The organism is Microbacterium sp. ZW T5_45 (assembly GCF_044987415.1).
In the GTDB taxonomy this organism is placed as follows: domain Bacteria; phylum Actinomycetota; class Actinomycetes; order Actinomycetales; family Microbacteriaceae; genus Microbacterium.
The window spans coordinates 1-17,715 of the sequence record NZ_JBJDRJ010000029.1; the positions used below are offsets into that span (position 1 = coordinate 1).

At 67.6% G+C, this 17,715-nt stretch carries 17 protein-coding genes; 5 read left to right on the top strand and 12 right to left on the bottom strand.

Going from position 1 to position 17,715, the window contains the following annotated elements:
* Positions 1-172: 172 nt before the first annotated feature.
* Positions 173-1,534, top strand: a complete 1,362-nt coding sequence (locus tag ACI3KS_RS14090; protein WP_404919171.1) for a DUF349 domain-containing protein — start codon at positions 173-175, stop codon at positions 1,532-1,534.
* A 64-nt stretch (positions 1,535-1,598) separates the two neighbouring features.
* On the top strand, positions 1,599-2,201 hold the full coding sequence (locus ACI3KS_RS14095) for a hypothetical protein (RefSeq protein WP_404919172.1): 603 nt from the start codon (positions 1,599-1,601) through the stop codon (positions 2,199-2,201).
* Here ACI3KS_RS14095 and ACI3KS_RS14100 read toward each other — a convergent pair.
* The 9 genes from ACI3KS_RS14100 to pdxT form a co-directional block, all read right to left on the bottom strand.
* Positions 2,171-4,426: a RelA/SpoT family protein gene (locus tag ACI3KS_RS14100; RefSeq protein ID WP_404919173.1), complete on the bottom strand. Its 2,256-nt coding sequence runs from the start codon at positions 4,424-4,426 to the stop codon at positions 2,171-2,173. The two genes, ACI3KS_RS14095 and ACI3KS_RS14100, sit on opposite strands and share 31 nt — an antisense overlap.
* 69 nt (positions 4,427-4,495) lie before the next feature.
* Positions 4,496-5,485 carry a protein translocase subunit SecF gene (secF, locus tag ACI3KS_RS14105; RefSeq protein ID WP_404919174.1) on the bottom strand — a complete coding sequence of 330 codons (990 nt, stop codon included), beginning with the start codon at positions 5,483-5,485 and terminating at the stop codon, positions 4,496-4,498.
* On the bottom strand, positions 5,485-7,215 hold the full coding sequence (gene secD, locus ACI3KS_RS14110) for a protein translocase subunit SecD (protein WP_404919175.1): 1,731 nt from the start codon (positions 7,213-7,215) through the stop codon (positions 5,485-5,487). Before secD ends, secF begins: the two co-directional genes overlap by 1 nt.
* A gap of 63 nt (positions 7,216-7,278) precedes the next feature.
* Complete coding sequence (gene yajC / locus ACI3KS_RS14115; RefSeq protein ID WP_404919176.1) at positions 7,279-7,662, bottom strand: preprotein translocase subunit YajC; 384 nt, start codon at positions 7,660-7,662, stop codon at positions 7,279-7,281.
* Positions 7,663-7,734: 72 nt separating this feature from the next.
* A complete protein-coding gene (gene ruvB, locus ACI3KS_RS14120; RefSeq protein ID WP_404919177.1) occupies positions 7,735-8,760 on the bottom strand; it encodes a Holliday junction branch migration DNA helicase RuvB in 1,026 nt (341 codons plus the stop codon).
* Entirely contained in the window at positions 8,753-9,358 is a 606-nt protein-coding gene (gene ruvA / locus ACI3KS_RS14125; protein ID WP_404919178.1) for a Holliday junction branch migration protein RuvA, read from the bottom strand. Before ruvA ends, ruvB begins: the two co-directional genes overlap by 8 nt.
* A 9-nt stretch (positions 9,359-9,367) precedes the next feature.
* Positions 9,368-9,952, bottom strand: a complete 585-nt coding sequence (gene ruvC, locus ACI3KS_RS14130) for a crossover junction endodeoxyribonuclease RuvC (protein ID WP_404919179.1) — start codon at positions 9,950-9,952, stop codon at positions 9,368-9,370.
* Positions 9,953-10,040: 88 nt separating this feature from the next.
* Positions 10,041-10,799: a YebC/PmpR family DNA-binding transcriptional regulator gene (locus ACI3KS_RS14135; protein WP_404919180.1), complete on the bottom strand. Its 759-nt coding sequence runs from the start codon at positions 10,797-10,799 to the stop codon at positions 10,041-10,043.
* A gap of 80 nt (positions 10,800-10,879) precedes the next feature.
* Complete coding sequence (gene pdxT, locus ACI3KS_RS14140) at positions 10,880-11,506, bottom strand: pyridoxal 5'-phosphate synthase glutaminase subunit PdxT (RefSeq protein WP_404919181.1); 627 nt, start codon at positions 11,504-11,506, stop codon at positions 10,880-10,882.
* 27 nt (positions 11,507-11,533) lie between these two features.
* On the opposite strand from pdxT, the gene trxA reads away from it, so the two are divergent.
* Positions 11,534-11,905 carry a thioredoxin gene (gene trxA, locus ACI3KS_RS14145; protein ID WP_404919182.1) on the top strand — a complete coding sequence of 124 codons (372 nt, stop codon included), beginning with the start codon at positions 11,534-11,536 and terminating at the stop codon, positions 11,903-11,905.
* Between the two features lie 7 nt (positions 11,906-11,912).
* On the opposite strand, the gene pdxS is transcribed toward trxA, so the two are convergent.
* Complete coding sequence (gene pdxS, locus ACI3KS_RS14150; protein WP_404919183.1) at positions 11,913-12,806, bottom strand: pyridoxal 5'-phosphate synthase lyase subunit PdxS; 894 nt, start codon at positions 12,804-12,806, stop codon at positions 11,913-11,915.
* Between the two features lie 90 nt (positions 12,807-12,896).
* Between pdxS and ACI3KS_RS14155 the strand changes: the two genes are divergently transcribed.
* Entirely contained in the window at positions 12,897-14,204 is a 1,308-nt protein-coding gene (locus ACI3KS_RS14155) for an aminotransferase class I/II-fold pyridoxal phosphate-dependent enzyme (protein ID WP_404919184.1), read from the top strand.
* 49 nt (positions 14,205-14,253) lie between these two features.
* Positions 14,254-15,105: a pyridoxal kinase PdxY gene (gene pdxY / locus ACI3KS_RS14160; protein ID WP_404919185.1), complete on the top strand. Its 852-nt coding sequence runs from the start codon at positions 14,254-14,256 to the stop codon at positions 15,103-15,105.
* A gap of 90 nt (positions 15,106-15,195) precedes the next feature.
* Here pdxY and ACI3KS_RS14165 read toward each other — a convergent pair whose 3' ends face one another.
* Positions 15,196-15,738, bottom strand: a complete 543-nt coding sequence (locus ACI3KS_RS14165) for an HIT family protein (RefSeq protein ID WP_404919186.1) — start codon at positions 15,736-15,738, stop codon at positions 15,196-15,198.
* Positions 15,735-17,663: a threonine--tRNA ligase gene (gene thrS, locus ACI3KS_RS14170; protein ID WP_404919224.1), complete on the bottom strand. Its 1,929-nt coding sequence runs from the start codon at positions 17,661-17,663 to the stop codon at positions 15,735-15,737. Before thrS ends, ACI3KS_RS14165 begins: the two co-directional genes overlap by 4 nt.
* Positions 17,664-17,715: the final 52 nt, after the last annotated feature.

Here is a 17,715-nt window from a genome sequence, read left to right on the forward strand (position 1 = left end):
CCACCCGGCCCCACCCGGCACCGGATGCCGCCGACATGAGCCCGGTCCCCGGACGAGCTCGTATCGCTCACGCCGGATGTGACGCCCGATGCCACAACAGAAGGTGCTGCGCGTACTAGGCTGAAGCTCGTCCTTTCCGCCTCCCGCGGTCCCCCGCGCAAGGAGAATCATCGTGTCTGCCACCGAGTCCTCGAAGCCGACTCCTCCCGTCCCCACTCCCCCGGCTGCGCCGCTGCCGCGGAAGCTGCCTGCAGCCGCCGCCGTCGCACCGGCTGCACCCGCGACGCCCCCGACATCGACCCCCGAAGAGGTCGCCAAGTGGGGTCGCGTCTCCGAGGACGGAACGGTCGAAGTCCTCGAAGGCGAGGCCTGGCGCGTCGTCGGCCAGTACCCGGACGGAACGCCGGAGGAAGCACTCGCCTACTTCGTGCGCAAGTACGACGACATCGCGTTCAAGGTGCACGCGCTCGAGCAGCGCCATCAGGCCGGCGGAGCGTCGGCGAGCGATCTCGCCAAGCAGGCGTCGCACGTTCTCGACGAGGCGACGGATGCTGCCGCGGTCGGAGATCTCGCCGGACTCCGTGACCGTCTGAACGCGCTCACGGCTGCTCTCTCGGAGGCGACCGCGCAGGAGGCGCAGGCGGCCAAGGAGCTCGTGGAGAAGGCGGTCGCCGAGCGCACCGCGCTCGTCGAGCGTGCTGAGGCCATCGCAGCCCGCGACCTCGGCAACGTCCAGTGGAAGCAGATCACCGCCGAACTCGGTGCACTCTTCGACGAGTGGCAGGCGCACCAGCAGAGCGCACCGCGCCTGTCGAAGGGCGTGTCGCAGCAGCTGTGGAAGCGATTCCGCGATGCCCGTGCAGTCGTCGACAAGCAGCGTCGCGCCTTCTATTCCGAACTCGACGACGCGCACAAGGCGGCTCGCGACGCGAAGACCCGCCTGGTCGAGCGTGCCGAGGCACTCGCGCCCCGTGGCGTCGACGGCATCCCTTCGTACCGCTCCCTCCTCGACGAGTGGAAGGCCGCAGGCCGCGCCGGACGCAAGGCCGACGACGCCCTGTGGGCCCGTTTCAAGGCCGCCGGCGACGCCCTCTACTCGGCACGTTCCGAACAGGCCGCCGCCGAGGAGGCGGAGTCCGCTCCCAAGATCGAGGCCCGCCGGGCGCTTCTGGAAGAGGCGAAGGCCGTCGCCGACGAGTCGAACATCAAGTCCGCTCGGGCCCTGCTCACGCGCATCCAGCGTCAGTGGGATGAGATCGGCCGCATCTTCCCCCGGGAGAAGGAGCGCGCACTCGACGACAAGCTCCGTGTCATCGAGCAGGCCCTGAAGGCTCGCGAGGACGTGGACTGGAAGAAGAACAACCCCGAGACCAAGGCGCGCGCGAATGACATGAGCTCGCAGCTGCTCGAGGCGATCGAGAAGCTCGAGTCCGAGCTCGCTGCGGCAGAGAAGTCCGGCGACAAGAAGGCCGCCAAGGCCGCGGCCGACGCTCTCGAGGCCCGTCGCGCCTGGCTCAACGCTCTGGGCGGCTGATCGGTTCTCCACAGATCACCAGCTCGCTGCTCGAACGCGGGATGCCGTGCGCCACACTGGCGTGATGCATCCCGCGTTCCTGTATCTGCCCGGTGATCGACTCACGCTCCCCGAGCTGTCGGCGGCGCGCCTGGACGGACACGTGGTCGAGCTCGGTGAGGGCTACATCCCGGCGGATCTGGTGGAGTGCGGTCCGACGCGCGCGGCATCGATCGCGTCGATCGTCCCGACGGGATGCGCAGCATCGGGTCCGACGGCCGCGTGGGTGCACGGGGCTGGTGATGCGCCTCCGATCCGATATCACGTGCGACGAGCGGTGACCCGACGCATCCGCCCGGCGCCGGATCGCCGACTGGTCTTCCATGACACGATGCTGAGGCCCGAGGCGCTGGTCATGATCGGCGGCATCCTGGTGACCGCTCCCGTTCGAACCATGATCGATCTGGCGCTCGCGAGCCTCAAGGACCCGGTGTGCCTGTCATGGATGGGCGCATTGGAGAGCGTGTGCCCAGGATGTGCTCGAGACGCGCTCACAGAGCTCGCCGCGTTGCGCCGGGTGCCGGGTGCCGCGCACGCGTCCGCAGCGCTCGCGCGCTTCGGCTCCGACACTCGCGTGCTGGGAACCCGGAGCCTGGCTCAGGACGAGGTCACGCGGTACACGTCGTAGACCGCATCGATGCGCCGCACCGCGTTGAGAACACGGTCCAGATGCACGGCGTCTCCCATCTCGAACACGAAGCGGCTGAGAGCGAGGCGTTCGTCGGTCGTCGACACCGTGGCGGAGAGGATGTTCACGTGATGCTCGCTGAGAACTCGCGTGACATCCGACAGCAGTCCTGAACGATCGAGCGCCTCCACCTGGATCTGGACGCGGAACACGCTCTTTGTCGTCGGCGCCCACGACACCTCGACGAAGCGGTCCTTGTCCTCCTCGCCGCTGAGGGCCTTGATGTTCACGCAGTCTGCGCGGTGCACCGAGACCCCGCTGCCCCGGGTGACGAAGCCGACGATCGGGTCGCCCGGCACCGGGGTGCAGCACTTCGCGAGCTTCACGAGGATGTCGGCGGCACCGCGGACGAGAACGCCGGAGTCACCGGCACGGGGCTCGCGGGTAGGTACGCTGCCCGGAAGATCGATCGCCCCGGTGTTGGTGTCGTCGGATGCGACAACGGCCGTGACCTTCTCGAGCACGGACTGCGTCGAGATGTGTCCCTCGCCGACAGCGGCGTACAGGCCGGACACGTCCTCGTACTTCAGCTGATGTGCGACCTCGGCGAAGGAGTCCTGATTCATCAGACGCTGCAGAGGCAGGTTCTGACGACGCATCGCGCGGGCGATCGCCTCCTTTCCCTGCTCGATCGCCTCTTCGCGGCGTTCCTTCGTGAACCAGCCGCGGATCTTGTTGCGCGCACGTGTGCTCTTCACGAAGCCGAGCCAGTCCTGGCTCGGACCGGCATCCGGGTTCTTCGAGGTGAACACCTCGACGACGTCACCGCTCTTCAGTTCGGACTCCAGCGGCACGAGGCGACCGTTGACCTTCGCACCCATCGTGCGGTGGCCGATCTCGGTGTGCACGGCGTAGGCGAAGTCGACCGGGGACGCTCCGGCCGGAAGACCGATCACGCGCCCCTTCGGCGTGAAGACGTACACCTCCTTGGCACCGATCTCGAAACGGAGGGAGTCGAGGAACTCGCCGGGGTCGGCCGTCTCCGCCTGCCAGTCCGAGATGTGCGCGAGCCATGCCATGTCGGCATCCGACGTGCGCACGTCGGTCTTGCCGCCGTTCATGCGCTCCTTGTACATCCAGTGCGCCGCGACGCCGTACTCGGCCTGCTGGTGCATCTCCTGCGTGCGGATCTGGATCTCCACGGTGCGACCGGCAGGACCGATCACCGTCGTGTGGAGGGACTGGTACAGGTTGAACTTCGGGGTGGCGATGTAGTCCTTGAACCGACCAGGCAGCGGGGTCCACCGTGCATGGATCGCCCCGAGCACCGCGTAGCAGTCTCGCACGGAGGCGACGATCACACGGATGCCGATGAGGTCGTAGATGTCGTCGAACTCGCGACCGCGGACCACCATCTTCTGGTAGACCGAGTACAGCTGCTTCGGCCGTCCGACGACCTTGCCGCGGATGCGCAGATCGCGCAGATCCTCGTCGATCTCCTCGACGACCTGACCGAGGTACTTCTCGCGCTGCGGGGTGCGCTGGGCGATGAGGCTGTGGATCTCGTTGTAGATCTTCGGATGCAGCACCGCGAAGGAGAGATCCTCGAGTTCCGACTTGATCGCCTGGATGCCGAGTCGATTCGCCAGCGGGGCGTATATCTCCAGCGTCTCCTTGGCCTTCTTCGCCGCCTTCTCGGGCGGGACGAATCCCCAGGTGCGCGCATTGTGCAGGCGATCGGCGAGCTTGATGAGCAGCACCCGGATGTCCTTGGACATCGCGACGATCATCTTGCGGACAGTTTCGGCCTGTGCGCTCTCGCCGTACTTGACCTTGTCGAGCTTGGTCACGCCGTCGACCAGCATGGCGACCTCGTCGCCGAACTCGGCGGTGAGATCGGCCAGGGCGTAGCCCGTGTCCTCGACGGTGTCGTGCAGCAGCGCCGCGGCGATGGCGCGCGGGCCGAGGCCGAGTTCCGCGAGGATCTGTGCGACGGCGAGGGGGTGCGTGATGTAGGGCTCGCCGCTCTGGCGCTTCTGTCCCTCGTGCTTTTCCTTGGCGACCGCGTACGCACGCTCGATCACGGCGATGTCGCCACGGGGGTGATTCGCCCGTACCGTGCGGATCAGGTTGTCGAGATCGTTGACGCGGGGCGCGCGGGAGAAGATGCGGGGAACCAGACGCCTCAGGCTCGAACCCTGCGACGATGACTGCGGTTCCGCCATCCGCCCACCTCCCCAATCAGTACATCTTACGCGCGTCCTGCGGGGCCGAGCCCCGCAGGACGCGAACGATCATGCGTCGACAGACGCCTTCTCTCGGGCTGCCAGCACCCGGGCGTCGCGCGCGGCGAGCGGCTTCTCGTTCTCGCGGAACAGCGAGTAGAGAGGGGCCGCCACGAACAGGGTCGAGTAGGTCGCCACGAGGATCCCGACGAAGATCGACAGCGAGATGTCGGTGAGCGTCTCGGCACCGAGCCAGAACGCGCCGATGAAGAGGATCGCGCCGACCGGCAGAGCAGCGACGATCGAGGTGTTGATCGAGCGCACGAGCGTCTGGTTCACGGCGAGGTTCACCGACTCCCCGAAGGTCCGCCCGGACTTCTCGCCGTCCTCGTAGGTGTTCTCTCTGACCTTGTCGAACACGACCGTGGTGTCGTAGAGCGAGTACGCGAGGATCGTGAGGAATCCGATCACGGCTGCGGGCGAGATCTCGAATCCGGCCAGCGCATACACGCCGATCGTGATCACGAGGACATCGAGCAGACCGATGATCGCAGCCGCCGACATCTTCCACGTCCGGAAGTACAGGGCGAGGATGAGGAAGGTCAGCGCGAGGAAGATCACGAGGCCCCAGAGCGACTGACGCGTGACGTTCTCGCCCCATGCCGGGCCGATGTACGAGGAGGTGACGCTGTCGGCCTTGACCTCGTAGGCCTCGGCCAGCGCGGCACCGACCTCCTGAGTCTCCGCGTCGCTCATCTGGTCGGTCTGCACCCGGATGTCGGTGCCGCTGACGACGACGACCTTGGTCGTCGCGTCGGGGACGACCGAGTGCACGGCCTCCGTCGCGGTGGACTGATCCAGACTCGCCGGGGCCTGCACCGTGAACTGGGACCCGCCGGTGAACTCGATCGAGAACTGCACGGGGCGGAAGAACGGCACGAGGGCCGATCCGACGACGAGCACGATCGCGATGATGAACCACAGCCGGCGCTTGCCGACGAACGGGAAGGAGGTCTTCCCCGAGTAGAGGTTGTTGCCGAACTCGTTCATGGAGGCCATCAGCTCTCCCCCTCACTTGCGGAGCTGGTGGGTTTGTCGCCGGCGAGGGCTTCTGCGCGCTTGCGTTCGGCGATGGTCTGGCGGCGGTCCGCCTCGCCGCGGGAGCGCGCGTTCTTGGCACCGCGCCCCGTCGACGTGGTGACGACCTCACGGAACTGCGTGCGGCTCTGGTAGACCGCGCCGAGCGCCTGCGGGTCGAGGCCCGAGAGCGGATGCCCGTTCCCGAAGAATCGCGTTCGTACGAGCAGCTGCATCACCGGGTGCGTGAAGATCACGAAGATGAAGACGTCGATCACGGTCGTGAGTCCGAGCGTGAAGGCGAATCCCTTCACCGTCGCATCGGCGAGGATGTACAGCACCACGGCGGCGAGGATGTTGATCGACTTGGAGATGTAGATCGTGCGCTTCGCTCGTCCCCAGCCGTCTTCCACGGCCGCGGTGATCGACTTGCCGTCTCGGAGCTCGTCTCGGATTCTCTCGAAGTAGACGATGAACGAGTCGGCCACGAAACCGATCGACACGATGAGTCCGGCGACTCCGGCGAGCGACAGGCGGAAGCCCATGCGCCACGCGAGGATGCAGATGACGATGTAGGTCAGCACGCCCATCACAGCGATCGAGGCGACGATCACGGCGCCGAGAGCGCGGTAGACGATCAGGGAGTAGACCGCGACGAGGGCCAGACCGATGAGGCCCGCGATGAGGCCCACCTGGAGCTGCTGGGTGCCGAGCGTCGCCGAGACGGTGCCCGAGCTCTGCACCGTGAAGCTGAGCGGCAGCGCACCGAACTTGAGCTGGTCGGCGAGGGCCGTCGCGCTCTCCTGCGTGAAACTGCCCGAGATGCTCGGGCGTCCGTCGAGGATCTGCCCGTTCATCTGCGGGGCGCTGATGACACGTCCGTCGAGCACGAAGGCGAACTGGTCGCGGGGCGTGGCTCCGGCGAGCTTGTTCTGGTAGAGGCGGGTGCTGACCTGGCCGAACTTCTCGGTGCCGTCGGCGTTCATCGTGAGCTGCACGACCCAGGCGTTGTTCTGCGGGTCGCGCCCGGCGGTCGCGTCGGTGATCGCGGTGCCGTCGAGCTCGGCCGGGCCCAGGATGTACTTCGCGGTGTTCGCGGGATCGCAGGCGATGATCGGCTCGTCCTTGGGAGCGAGAGCCGCGTCGCCGTCGTCGGCGGCGCAGTCATAGGCGAGGAACTCGGCCTGCAGTTTGTCCGTGATCCAGGCGACATCGCTCGCGTCTGTCGGCTCGGCCGTCGGAGTCGCGTTCAGGGAGTCATCCGGTGTCGGGTAGGGCGTGGTGTTCCCGTCTTCGCCGACGAAGGCGGTCGCCGCCGCAGTGGTGGCGAGAACCGCCCTGAACTCCAGCTGCGCGGTCGACGTGATGCGCTCGCGCTGTGCCGCGTCGGCCACACCGGGGATCTGGACGACGATGTTCTGGCCGCCCTCGGTGGTGATATCCGCCTCGCTCACACCCGAGGCGTCGACGCGCTGACGGATGATCGCCGCGGCCTGGTCCATCTGCTCGGAGGACGGAGCGGCGCCGCCCTCGGTCTCGGCCTGCAGGACGATCTGTGTGCCGCCCTGCAGGTCGAGCGCGAGCTCGGGGCTCCAGGAGCTCTTCTGGAAGACGGAGACGCCGAGGGCGTTGATGCCGAACAGGACGCCCGTCACCAGAAGCAGTCCGAGCAGGACCCTCCAGGCGTGACGGACCGGGGAGGAAGAGGCCACGTTGCGATCAGCTTTCTTGTAGGCCGGCGCGCCCCACGGGCGCGGATTTGCCGAAAGGAGAGGTTACTTGTCGTCCGCGTCGCGATCGAGACGCGCGCGGGTCTCTTCGGGCGTCTCGTCGATCGGAGCGGCGTCATCGGCGAGGAGCTCGTCGGAGTCCGCCTCGACGGCGTCGTCCTGGGGCTCGACGACCCGCAGGATCGCCTGGCTGTGTACGTCGATGATCGTGCCGGGCGCGATCTCGACGAGTGCGGGCTGGTCGAGGTTCTCGGGGTCGTACGCGACGATCGTCCCGTAGATGCCGCCCTGGAGCAGGACGCGAGCGCCCGGAACGGTCTTCGTCGCCTTCTCCTCCTGCTCGGCCTTCATCTGCTTCTGCCGCTTGCGGGTGTTCAGGAACATGAACACGATCAGCACCGCGAGGATCGGAAGGAGGATGAGTTCCATTAAGGAAGCCTTTCGGTGGCGCACACGCCGAGAGGGCCTGAGCATGGGGGATGAGACGGAAGTCTCCAGCGATTATAGGTTATCGAACAATGCGCCCTCGGCCTGGTGTGCGACACCCAGATGCGCGTAGGCCTCCGGCATCGCGATCCGACCGCGGGGCGTGCGCCCGAGGAAGCCGATGCGCACGAGATACGGCTCGACGACGCTCTCCACGGTCTCCGCCTCTTCGCCGACAGCGACGGCCAGGGTGCTGAGCCCGACGGGGCCGCCGCGGAAGCGCCGTACGAGGGCCTCGAGCACCGCGCGATCGAGGCGATCGAGGCCGATCGGGTCGACGTCGTAGAGGTCCAGCGCCGCGCGGACGTCGGCGATGGAGGCCGCTCCCCCGCCGTGCACGAGCGCGTAGTCCCGCACTCGTCGCAGAAGCCTGTTGGCGATACGGGGCGTCCCCCGGGAGCGGCGGGCGATCTCGGCGAGCGAATCCGCGGGCAGGTCGACGCCGAGCACCGTGGCGGAACGGGCGATGACCTGCTCGAGCTCCGACTCCTCATAGAACTCAAGGTGCCCGGTGAAGCCGAAGCGGTCGCGCAGCGGATTGGGGAGCAGGCCCGACCTGGTTGTCGCACCGACCAGCGTGAAGGGCGCGAGCTCGAGCGGGATGCTGGTGGCACCGGCGCCCTTGCCCACCATGATGTCGATGCGGAAGTCCTCCATCGCGAGGTACAGCATCTCCTCGGCGGAGCGCGCCATGCGGTGGATCTCGTCGATGAAGAGGACTTCGCCCGGTGTCAGGCTCGACAGGAGTGCGGCGAGATCGCCCGCGTGCTGGATCGCCGGCCCGCTGGAGAGTCGCAGCGGTCGACCGCTCTCGTGGGCCACGATCATCGCCAGGGTCGTCTTGCCCAGACCGGGAGGGCCGGCCAGCAGGATGTGGTCCGCCGTGCGACCCTGAATCGCGGCGGCCTCGAGCAGAAGCTGCAGCTGGCCGCGCACCTTCTGCTGACCGACGAACTCGCCGAGGCTGGTCGGCCGCAGCGCGCCTTCGATGGCGAGCTCGGTCTCGTCGACGGGCTCGGAGGCGTCGAGGGCGTCAGACACGCGCCGGTCCCAGCACGGCGAGCGTGCGGCGCAGCAGCGAGGCGACCGAGGAGCGCTCCGCTTCGGAGGCATCGGCTGCGCTCTGCGTCGCGGCCTCGACCGCGACCTTCTCGGACCAGCCAAGGCCGACCAGCGCCGCGGCGACCTGGTCGACGACATCGTCCGCGCTCGATGCACCAGACCCCGCGGGACGGCCGGAGGGCTTCACCTTGCCGGCGAGCTGGACGACGATGAGCTTCGCCGTCTTCGGGCCGATCCCCGAGACGCGGCGGAACGGTGCGTCGTCCTCCGTGGTGACCGCCTCGGCGATCTGGTCGACCGTCAGGTGCGAGAGCACGCCGAGTGCGGACTTGGGCCCGACACCGGTGACGCTGATCAGCAGACCGAAGATCTCGAGCTCGCTGCGATCGGCGAAGCCGTAGAGCGAGAGCGCGTCCTCGCGCACGATCAGGCTGGTGTGCAGCAGCACTCGCTCACCGATGCTCACCGTGTGCGCGACATCGGCAGGGACGGAGACCGAGAATCCAACGCCGCCGACCTCGATGACGACCTGATCCGACGCGGTGTGCAGCACGATGCCGTGCAGGGAGGAGATCATCGCTCCAGCCTAGACCCGTGATCGTACATACGTTCGAGCGACACGCTCGGCGTCAGCCCAGGCCTTCTGGGCAGGGGTGAGCGCGTCCGCACCTCCGGCGCCGGGGGCACCTCGACGCCAGGCGTGGCAGAGGGCAATCGCGAGAGCATCAGCGGCATCCGCCGGCTGCGGTGGGGCGTCGAGTCGCAGGATCCTGGCGATCATCGCCTGCACCTGGCGCTTGTCGGCGGAGCCGTATCCCGTCACGGCGGCCTTGACCTCGCTCGGCGTGTGGGTCGCCGCAGGAAGCCCCGCCTCCGCGGCGAGGAGAAGCGCCACTCCACTGGCCTGCGCCGTGCCCATCACCGTGTGGCTGTTCTGCTGGGCGAAGACCCGCTCGACCGCCACCGTGTCCGGTCGGTGCTCGGCGATCGCCGCACGAATGCCGGCGGCGATGAGGGCCAGGCGTTCGCCGATCGGGGCATCCACGGGTGATCGGACGACCCCCACGTGCACGAGAGTCCCTCGGCGCGACCGATCGACGTCGACGATGCCGACGCCGCACCGGGTGAGTCCGGGGTCGATTCCGAGGACACGGAGCGAGGAGGAGGTCACTCCCCCAGGCTATGCGCCGGAACGGTCACCGCCCCCTGAACGCGCCGATGCCCTCCCCTTCGAGAAAGGGAGGGCATCGGCATCCGGTTCACTCGTCGTTCTCGAGCTCCGCCTGGACCTCGGCCGTGAGGTCGAAGTTGGTGAAGACGTTCTGCACGTCTTCGCTGTCCTCCAGCGCATCGATGAGACGGAAGATCTTGCGGGCCGTGTCGGCATCGATCTCGACCTTGAGGTTCGGCACGAACTCGACGTCCGCGGACTCGTAGTCGATCCCGGCCTCCTGCAGCGCGGATCGGACGGTGACCAGATCACTCGCCTCGGTGACGATCTCGAAGCCTTCGGCGTGCGGCTCGATCTCTTCGGCGCCGGCCTCCAGAGCGGCCATCATCACGTCATCCTCGGTCGTTCCCTCCGAGCCGACCACGATGACGCCCTTGCGGCTGAAGTTGTACGCGACGCTGCCAGGATCGGCGAGTGTGCCGCCGTTGCGGCTCAACGCCGTCCGGACCTCTGCCGCCGCGCGGTTCTTGTTGTCGGTCAGACACTCGATCATGAGGGCGACGCCGTTGGGGCCATAGCCTTCGTACATGATCGACGTGTACTCGACGACCTCGCCGCCGATTCCCGCACCGCGCTTCACTGCGCGATCGATGTTGTCCTTGGGGACAGAGGTCTTCTTCGCCTTCTGAACAGCGTCGAACAGGGTCGGGTTGCCGGCGAGGTCAGCGCCGCCCAGCTTGGCCGCGACCTCGATGTTCTTGATGAGCTTCGCCCACGACTTGGCGCGGCGCGCATCGATGACGGCCTTCTTGTGCTTGGTCGTGGCCCACTTGGAATGCCCGGACATAAGTCTCCGCTCGTCGTATCGGCCCTGAGACGTATCCAGGGCGTCGTCCATTCTAAAGGACGGATGCCGTGCCGCCCCGGTCAGCCGTTCGCGTGCGCTCGCACCCAGTCGAGGAATCGCTGATGGAAGCGCACCTCTCCCGAGATCTCGGGATGGAAGCTCAGGCCCAGAAGTGCACCCTGCTCGACCGCGACCACGCGTCCGTCATCGAGTGCCGCGAGGGCGGTCGCGCCGGGCCCGACCTGCTCGATGACGGGACCGCGGATGAACGCGGCGCGCACCGGATCTCCGTCGAGGAGCGGAACGTCGAGGACCGCCTCGAAGGACTCCCGCTGTCCGCCGAAGGCGTTCCTCCGGACGTCGACGTCGAGGCCCCCGAAAGACTCCTGGCCATCGATGGAATCCAGGACACGATCGGCGAGCAGGATGAGCCCCGCGCACGTGCCGAGCACCGGCATCCCGGATCGGATCGCTTCGCGGATCGGCTCCTGCAGCCCGAACGTGCGCGACAGCTTGTCGATGGTCGTCGACTCCCCTCCAGGGATCACCAGCCCGTCGACGTGGGCGAGCTCCTCCGGGCGTCGGACACGGAGGACATCAGCCCCGAGGCGTTCGAGAAGGGAGGCATGCTCGCGCACGTCGCCCTGCAGGGCGAGCACGCCGACGCGCAGCGCTCCCGCCCTCGTCTCGGACGACTCGGCTCTCATGTCGCGCTCCGTGATTCAATGAGGCACATGGCCACTCGCTCCCTCTCTCTGCAGGACTTCGACTCCACCGTCGATGCCGACGGCATCGTGATCCTGGATTTCTGGGCCGCCTGGTGCGGTCCCTGCCGGGCCTTCGCCCCGATCTTCGAGCAGGCGTCCGAGCGGCATCCCGACATCGTCTTCGGCAAGATCGACACCGAGGCCGAGCGTGAACTCGCCGCGATGGCGCAGGTCACCTCGATCCCGACGCTGATGGTGTTCCGCGACGGGATCGGGGTGTTCTCCCAGCCCGGAGCGCTCCCGGCACCCGCCGTCGAGTCGCTGATCGAGCAGGTTCGCGCGCTCGACATGGACGAGGTCCGCGCTCAGATCGCCGCAGAGGACGCCTCGGTCTCCTGACCGCGCCTCACCAACCGCGCTCGGCGAGCCGATGCGGCGCAGGCAGATCCGAGACGTTGATGCCGACCATGGCCTCGCCGAGCCCCCGCGACACCTCCGCGATGACCTTCGGGTCGTCGTAGAAGGTCGTCGCCTTCACGATCGCCTTCGCCCGCTCCGCGGGGTTGCCGGACTTGAAGATGCCGGAGCCGACGAACACGCCGTCCGCCCCGAGCTGCATCATCATCGCCGCGTCCGCGGGCGTCGCGACGCCGCCGGCGACGAACAGGACGACCGGCAGCTTTCCCGTCTCGGCGATCTCGGCGACCAGGTCGTAGGGAGCCTGCAGCTCCTTGGCGGCGACGAAGAGCTCGTCCTTCGGCAGCGCGGTGAGCGCCGCGATCTCGCCACGGATCTTGCGGATGTGCTTCATCGCCTCCGAGACGTCGCCGGTTCCGGCCTCGCCCTTCGAGCGGATCATGGCCGCGCCCTCGTTGATGCGGCGGAGGGCCTCACCGAGGTTGGTCGCCCCGCAGACGAACGGAACGGTGAATCCGAACTTGTCGATGTGATTCACATAGTCGGCGGGCGAGAGCACCTCGGACTCGTCGATGTAGTCGACGCCGAGCTCCTGCAGGACCTGCGCCTCGACGAAGTGACCGATGCGGGCCTTCGCCATGACGGGGATCGAGACCGCGTCGATGATGCTGTCGATCATGTCGGGGTCGCTCATCCGCGACACGCCGCCCTGGGCGCGGATGTCGGCAGGGACCCGCTCGAGAGCCATGACGGCGACGGCGCCGGCGTCCTCGGCGATCTTCGCCTGGTCGGCGGTCACGACGTCCATGATGACGCCGCCCTTCAACATCTCTGCGAGACCGCGCTTGACGCGCGAGGATCCTGTGGTGACGTGCTCGGTCATGGGTGCTCCTGTCTGGACGATCACATCGGGATTTTGATCTATGTCAAACGGTAGCACTGTCCCGGACGACTACAGTGAAGACGAGGACACATGAGCGACCAGATCACAGGCAGCACGGCAGCGGAGATCTCCGACAGCGTGCGTGACCTTCGAGACCGCGGCGTGCTGCGTGCGGGAGAGGTGCTCCCCCCGGTGCGGGAGCTCGCCCTTCACCTCGGCGTCAATCGCAACACCGCCGTCGCCGCCTACCGTCAGCTCGCCCAGGCGGGAGTGGTGGTGTCGCGTGGCCGCGGCGGGACGATCATCGCGGGTGCGGAGCCCGTCGCCCAGGAGGGTTACGCGGCCGACACGGTGCTGCGTGACGTCGGCACCGGCAATCCCGACCCTCGACGAATCCCCGACCCGACCCCGGCACTCGCGACTCTCACCGGGCGTCCGGTCCTGTACGGCGAACCCGTGATCGACCGCGGACTCGAGGACTGGGCGACCGCATGGGTTGCGGCGGACCTGCCGGAGACGGACTTCCGCATCACCGTGACGAGCGGAGCCGTGGATGCCGTCGAGCGTCTGCTCGCCCAGGCCCTCACCCGAGATGACGCCGTCGCGCTGGAGGATCCGTGCTTCCTCGCCAGCATCCATACCGTCCGTCTCGGCGGATATCGGGCGATCCCCGTTCCCGTCGATGCCGAGGGCATGACCGTCGACGGTCTGCGGGCCGCGCTGGATGCCGGCGTCCGCGCGGTGATCTGCACGCCGCGGGCGCAGAACCCCACCGGATCGAGCCTGTCCGCACGCCGCGCGGCCGAGCTCAGGGCGGTCCTCTCGGAGCATCCGTACGTCCTCCTCATCGAGGACGACCATTTCTCGATGCTGTCCCGTCAGCCTTATCAGACGCTGATCGGGCCGGAGCATCGTCGTTTCGCGCTCGTGCGCTCGGTGTCGAAGTTCCTCGGACCCGACATGTGCCTCGCGGTCGCGGCGACGGATCCGACCACCGCCGAGCGTCTGGCGATGCGGCTCAGCCCGGGTACCACCTGGGTCAGCCATCTGCTGCAGCGCCTCACGCTCGCGCAGCTGACCGACGACGAGGTGCGCACCCGGATCGCGGAGGCGGCGACCCACTACGCCGCTCGCAACGACGACTTCGTCGCCCGGTTGCGCGAACACGGTCTGCAGGTCGACCCCTCAGACGGATTGAGCCTCTGGGTCGCGCTTCCGGTACCGGCACGCATCGTCACCGAACGACTCATGCGCCGGGGCTGGTTGGCTCGCACCGGCGACGAGTTCTCGCTCGACGAGCGAGCGGAACCCTCCCACCACCTGCGCCTGACGGTGCATGATCTGTCCGAGGAGGATGTGACGACGCTCGTCGCGGATCTCGTCGCAGCCGTCCGATGAACATCCACCCGCGGGCCTCGTCCCGCCTGAAGAACGAAAGGATCGAGGAATGAAGGTCCTCTCCATCCAGTCCGCCGTCGCGTACGGCCACGTCGGCAACTCCGCAGCAGTCTTTCCGCTGCAGCGCATCGGCGTGGAGGTGCTGCCGGTCTATACGGTCAACTTCTCGAACCACACCGGTTACGGTGCCTGGCGCGGGCCGCTGATCGCGCCCGCCGATGTCGCGGAGGTCATCGCAGGGATCGAGGACCGCGGCGTGTTCGGCGAGATCGACGCGGTCCTCAGCGGCTACCAGGGCGGCGAGGGCATCGGCGACGTCATCATCGACGCCGTGACCCGGGTGAAAGCGGCCAATCCGGATGCGGTGTACGCGTGCGACCCGGTGATGGGCAACGCCAAGTCGGGGTGCTTCGTGGCCCCCGCCATCCCGATCCTGCTGCGCGAGAAGGTCGTCCCAGTCGCAGACATCATCACCCCGAACCAGTTCGAACTCGGCTTCCTCACCGAGACCGAGCCAGACACTCTGGAGTCCACGCTCGCGTCGGTCGACCTCGCGATGGCGATGGGCCCGAAGACCGTGCTCGTCACCAGCGTCGAGCGCCCTGATCGCGAGGAGGGGACGATCGAGATGCTCGTGGCGGATGCCGCAGGTGCCTGGATCGTGCAGACCCCACGACTGCCCATGAAGGCAAACGGATCGGGTGACGTGACCGCGGCGCTGTTCACCGCGCACTACGTCGAGACGGGCAGCGCGAAGACGGCGCTCGAGCGCACCGCGTCGAGCGTCTTCGATCTGCTCTCGCTGACGTTGGAGTCCGGGGACCGCGAGCTCAAGCTCGTCGAGGCGCAGGAGTTCTACGCGAACCCGCGTCTGCAGTTCGAGGCCCGGCAGGTCCGCTGACCGCGCTTCGTCTCGCTCCGCTCGCTCAACGACCAGAAGAGTCCCGGTCGTTGAGCGAGGAGCGCAGCGACGGGACGAAACGCGTGCCCCTCAGGCCTTCGGCCAGGCGTTCGCGACGGCCTCTCGAACCTCACCGAGCAGCTGCGGCAGTGCCTTGGTCTTCGCGATGATCGGGAAGAAGTTCGCGTCTGACGTCCAGCGCGGCACGACGTGCTGGTGCAAGTGGGCATCGACGCCGGCACCGGCGACCGCGCCCTGGTTCATGCCCAGGTTGAAGCCGTCGCACCGCGACACCTCGCGCAGCACCCGCATCGCGGTCTGCGTGAGCGCACCGATCTCGGCGACCTCTTCAGGCGTCGCCTGGTCGTAGGTCGCGATGTGGCGGTACGGGCACACGAGCAGGTGACCGGAGTTGTACGGGAACAGGTTGAGCAGCACGTACGCCGTCTCACCGCGAGCGACCACGAGGCGCTCGGCATCAGGATGCTTCGGCGCCTCGCAGAACGGACACTCCTCGCGCAGTGGCTCCGGACCTGCCTGGATGTAGGCCATCCGGTGCGGGGTCCACAGCCGCTGGAACTCGTCGGGGACGCCGGCGAACTCGCCGGCGTCCTCCGACTCGATCCTAGTCACGCCAGATCCCCTGCCTTCAGTACAAGGGCGTGCGATGCGATCGCGGCACGGATGCGGTTCACGGCATCCGCCACCGGCACGCCGTTCTCCTGCGTGCCGTCGCGGAACCGGAACGAGACCGTGCCGGCGGCGCGGTCCTGCTCGCCGACGATGAGGATCAGCGGCACCTTGGCGGTGGTGTGGTTGCGGATCTTCTTCTGCATGCGGTCGTCCGAGTGGTCGACGTCGGCGCGCACGCCGGCCGCACGCAGTTGACCGATCACGTCGTCGAGGTAGTCGCCGTACTGCTCGGCGACCGGCACACCGACGACCTGGCTCGGTGCGAGCCACAACGGGAAATCGCCCGCGTAGTGCTCGAGCAGGATCGCGAAGAAGCGCTCCACCGATCCGAGCAGCGCGCGGTGGATCATCACCGGGCGGTGCTTCTGGCCGTCGGAGCCGGTGTACTCCAGCTCGAAGCGGTCGGGCTGGTTGAAGTCGAGCTGGATCGTCGACATCTGCCAGGTGCGGCCGATCGCATCGCGAGCCTGCACGGAGATCTTCGGACCGTAGAACGCGGCTCCACCCGGGTCGGCGACGAGCTCGAGGCCGGACTCGACGGCCACCTCACGAAGCGTGTCGATCGCGGTCGTCCACTGCTCGGGCTCGCCGAGGAACTTGGGGTTGCCCTCCTCGTTCGTCGACAGTTCGAGGTAGAAGTCGTTCAGGCCGTAGTCGCGCAGCAGGTCGAGGACGAGGTTCAGGTTGGTGGTGAGCTCCTCCTTGACCTGATCCTGCGCCACGTAGATGTGGGCGTCGTCCTGGGTCAGGCCGCGCACACGGGTGAGACCCGAGAGCGTGCCGCTCTTCTCGTAGCGGTAGACCGTGCCGAACTCCGCCAGACGCAGCGGCAGCTCGCGGTACGAGCGCCCGCGCGACCGGAAGATCAGGTTGTGGAACGGGCAGTTCATGGGCTTCAGGTAGTAGTCCTGGCCCTGACGTGTGACGTTGCCCTCGTCGTCGACGACCTCGTCGAGGTGCATCGGCGGGAACATGCCGTCGGCGTAGGTCTGCAGGTGACCCGACGTCATGAAGAGGTCCTTCTTCGTGATGTGCGGGCTGTTCACGAGGTCGTAGCCGTTGCGCAGCAGGTGCTTGCGCAGGTTCTCCTCGATCTCGTAGCGGATGATGCCGCCCTTGGGATGGAACACCGCGAGGCCGGAGCCGATCTCGTCGGGGAACGAGAACAGGTCCATCTCGCTGCCGAGCTTGCGGTGATCACGGCGCTCGGCCTCGGCGAGGCGCTCCTGATAGGCGCGCAGCTCATCCTTCGACGGCCACGCCGTTCCGTAGATGCGCTGCAGCTGCGGGTTCTTCTCGCTCCCGCGCCAGTAAGCCGCAGCGATCCGGGTCAGATCCCAACCGTTGCCGATCATGCGGGTGTTCGGCAGATGAGGCCCGCGGCAGAGGTCCTTCCAGACGACCTCGCCGTCACGGGTCGTGTTGTCGTAGATGGTCAGCTCACCCTCGCCGACCTCGACGGAGGCACCCTCGGCTGCGTCGCTCTTGCCACCCTTGAGCCCGATGAGCTCGAGCTTGAACGGCTCGTTCGCGAGCTCTGCGCGCGCCTCGTCGTCGGTGACGACCCGGCGCACGAACCGCTGGCCCTCACGCACGATGCGCTGCATCTCCTTCGAGATCGCCTTGATGTCCTCGGGTGTGAACGGCGTCTCGACGCCGAAGTCGTAGTAGAAGCCGTCGGTGACGGGCGGGCCGATGCCGAGGTTGGCCTGCGGGTTGATCCGCTGCACCGCCTGCGCGAGCACGTGCGCTGTCGAGTGACGGAGGATGCTGAGCCCGTCGGGGCTGTCGATCGTGACGGGCTCGACATCGTCGGCGTCGGTCACGGTGGCGGCGAGGTCCTTGAGCGTGCCGTTGACGCGCATGGCGACGACGGATCGGTCAGAGAACAGGGCGAAGCCGTCTTTCGGCTGGGCA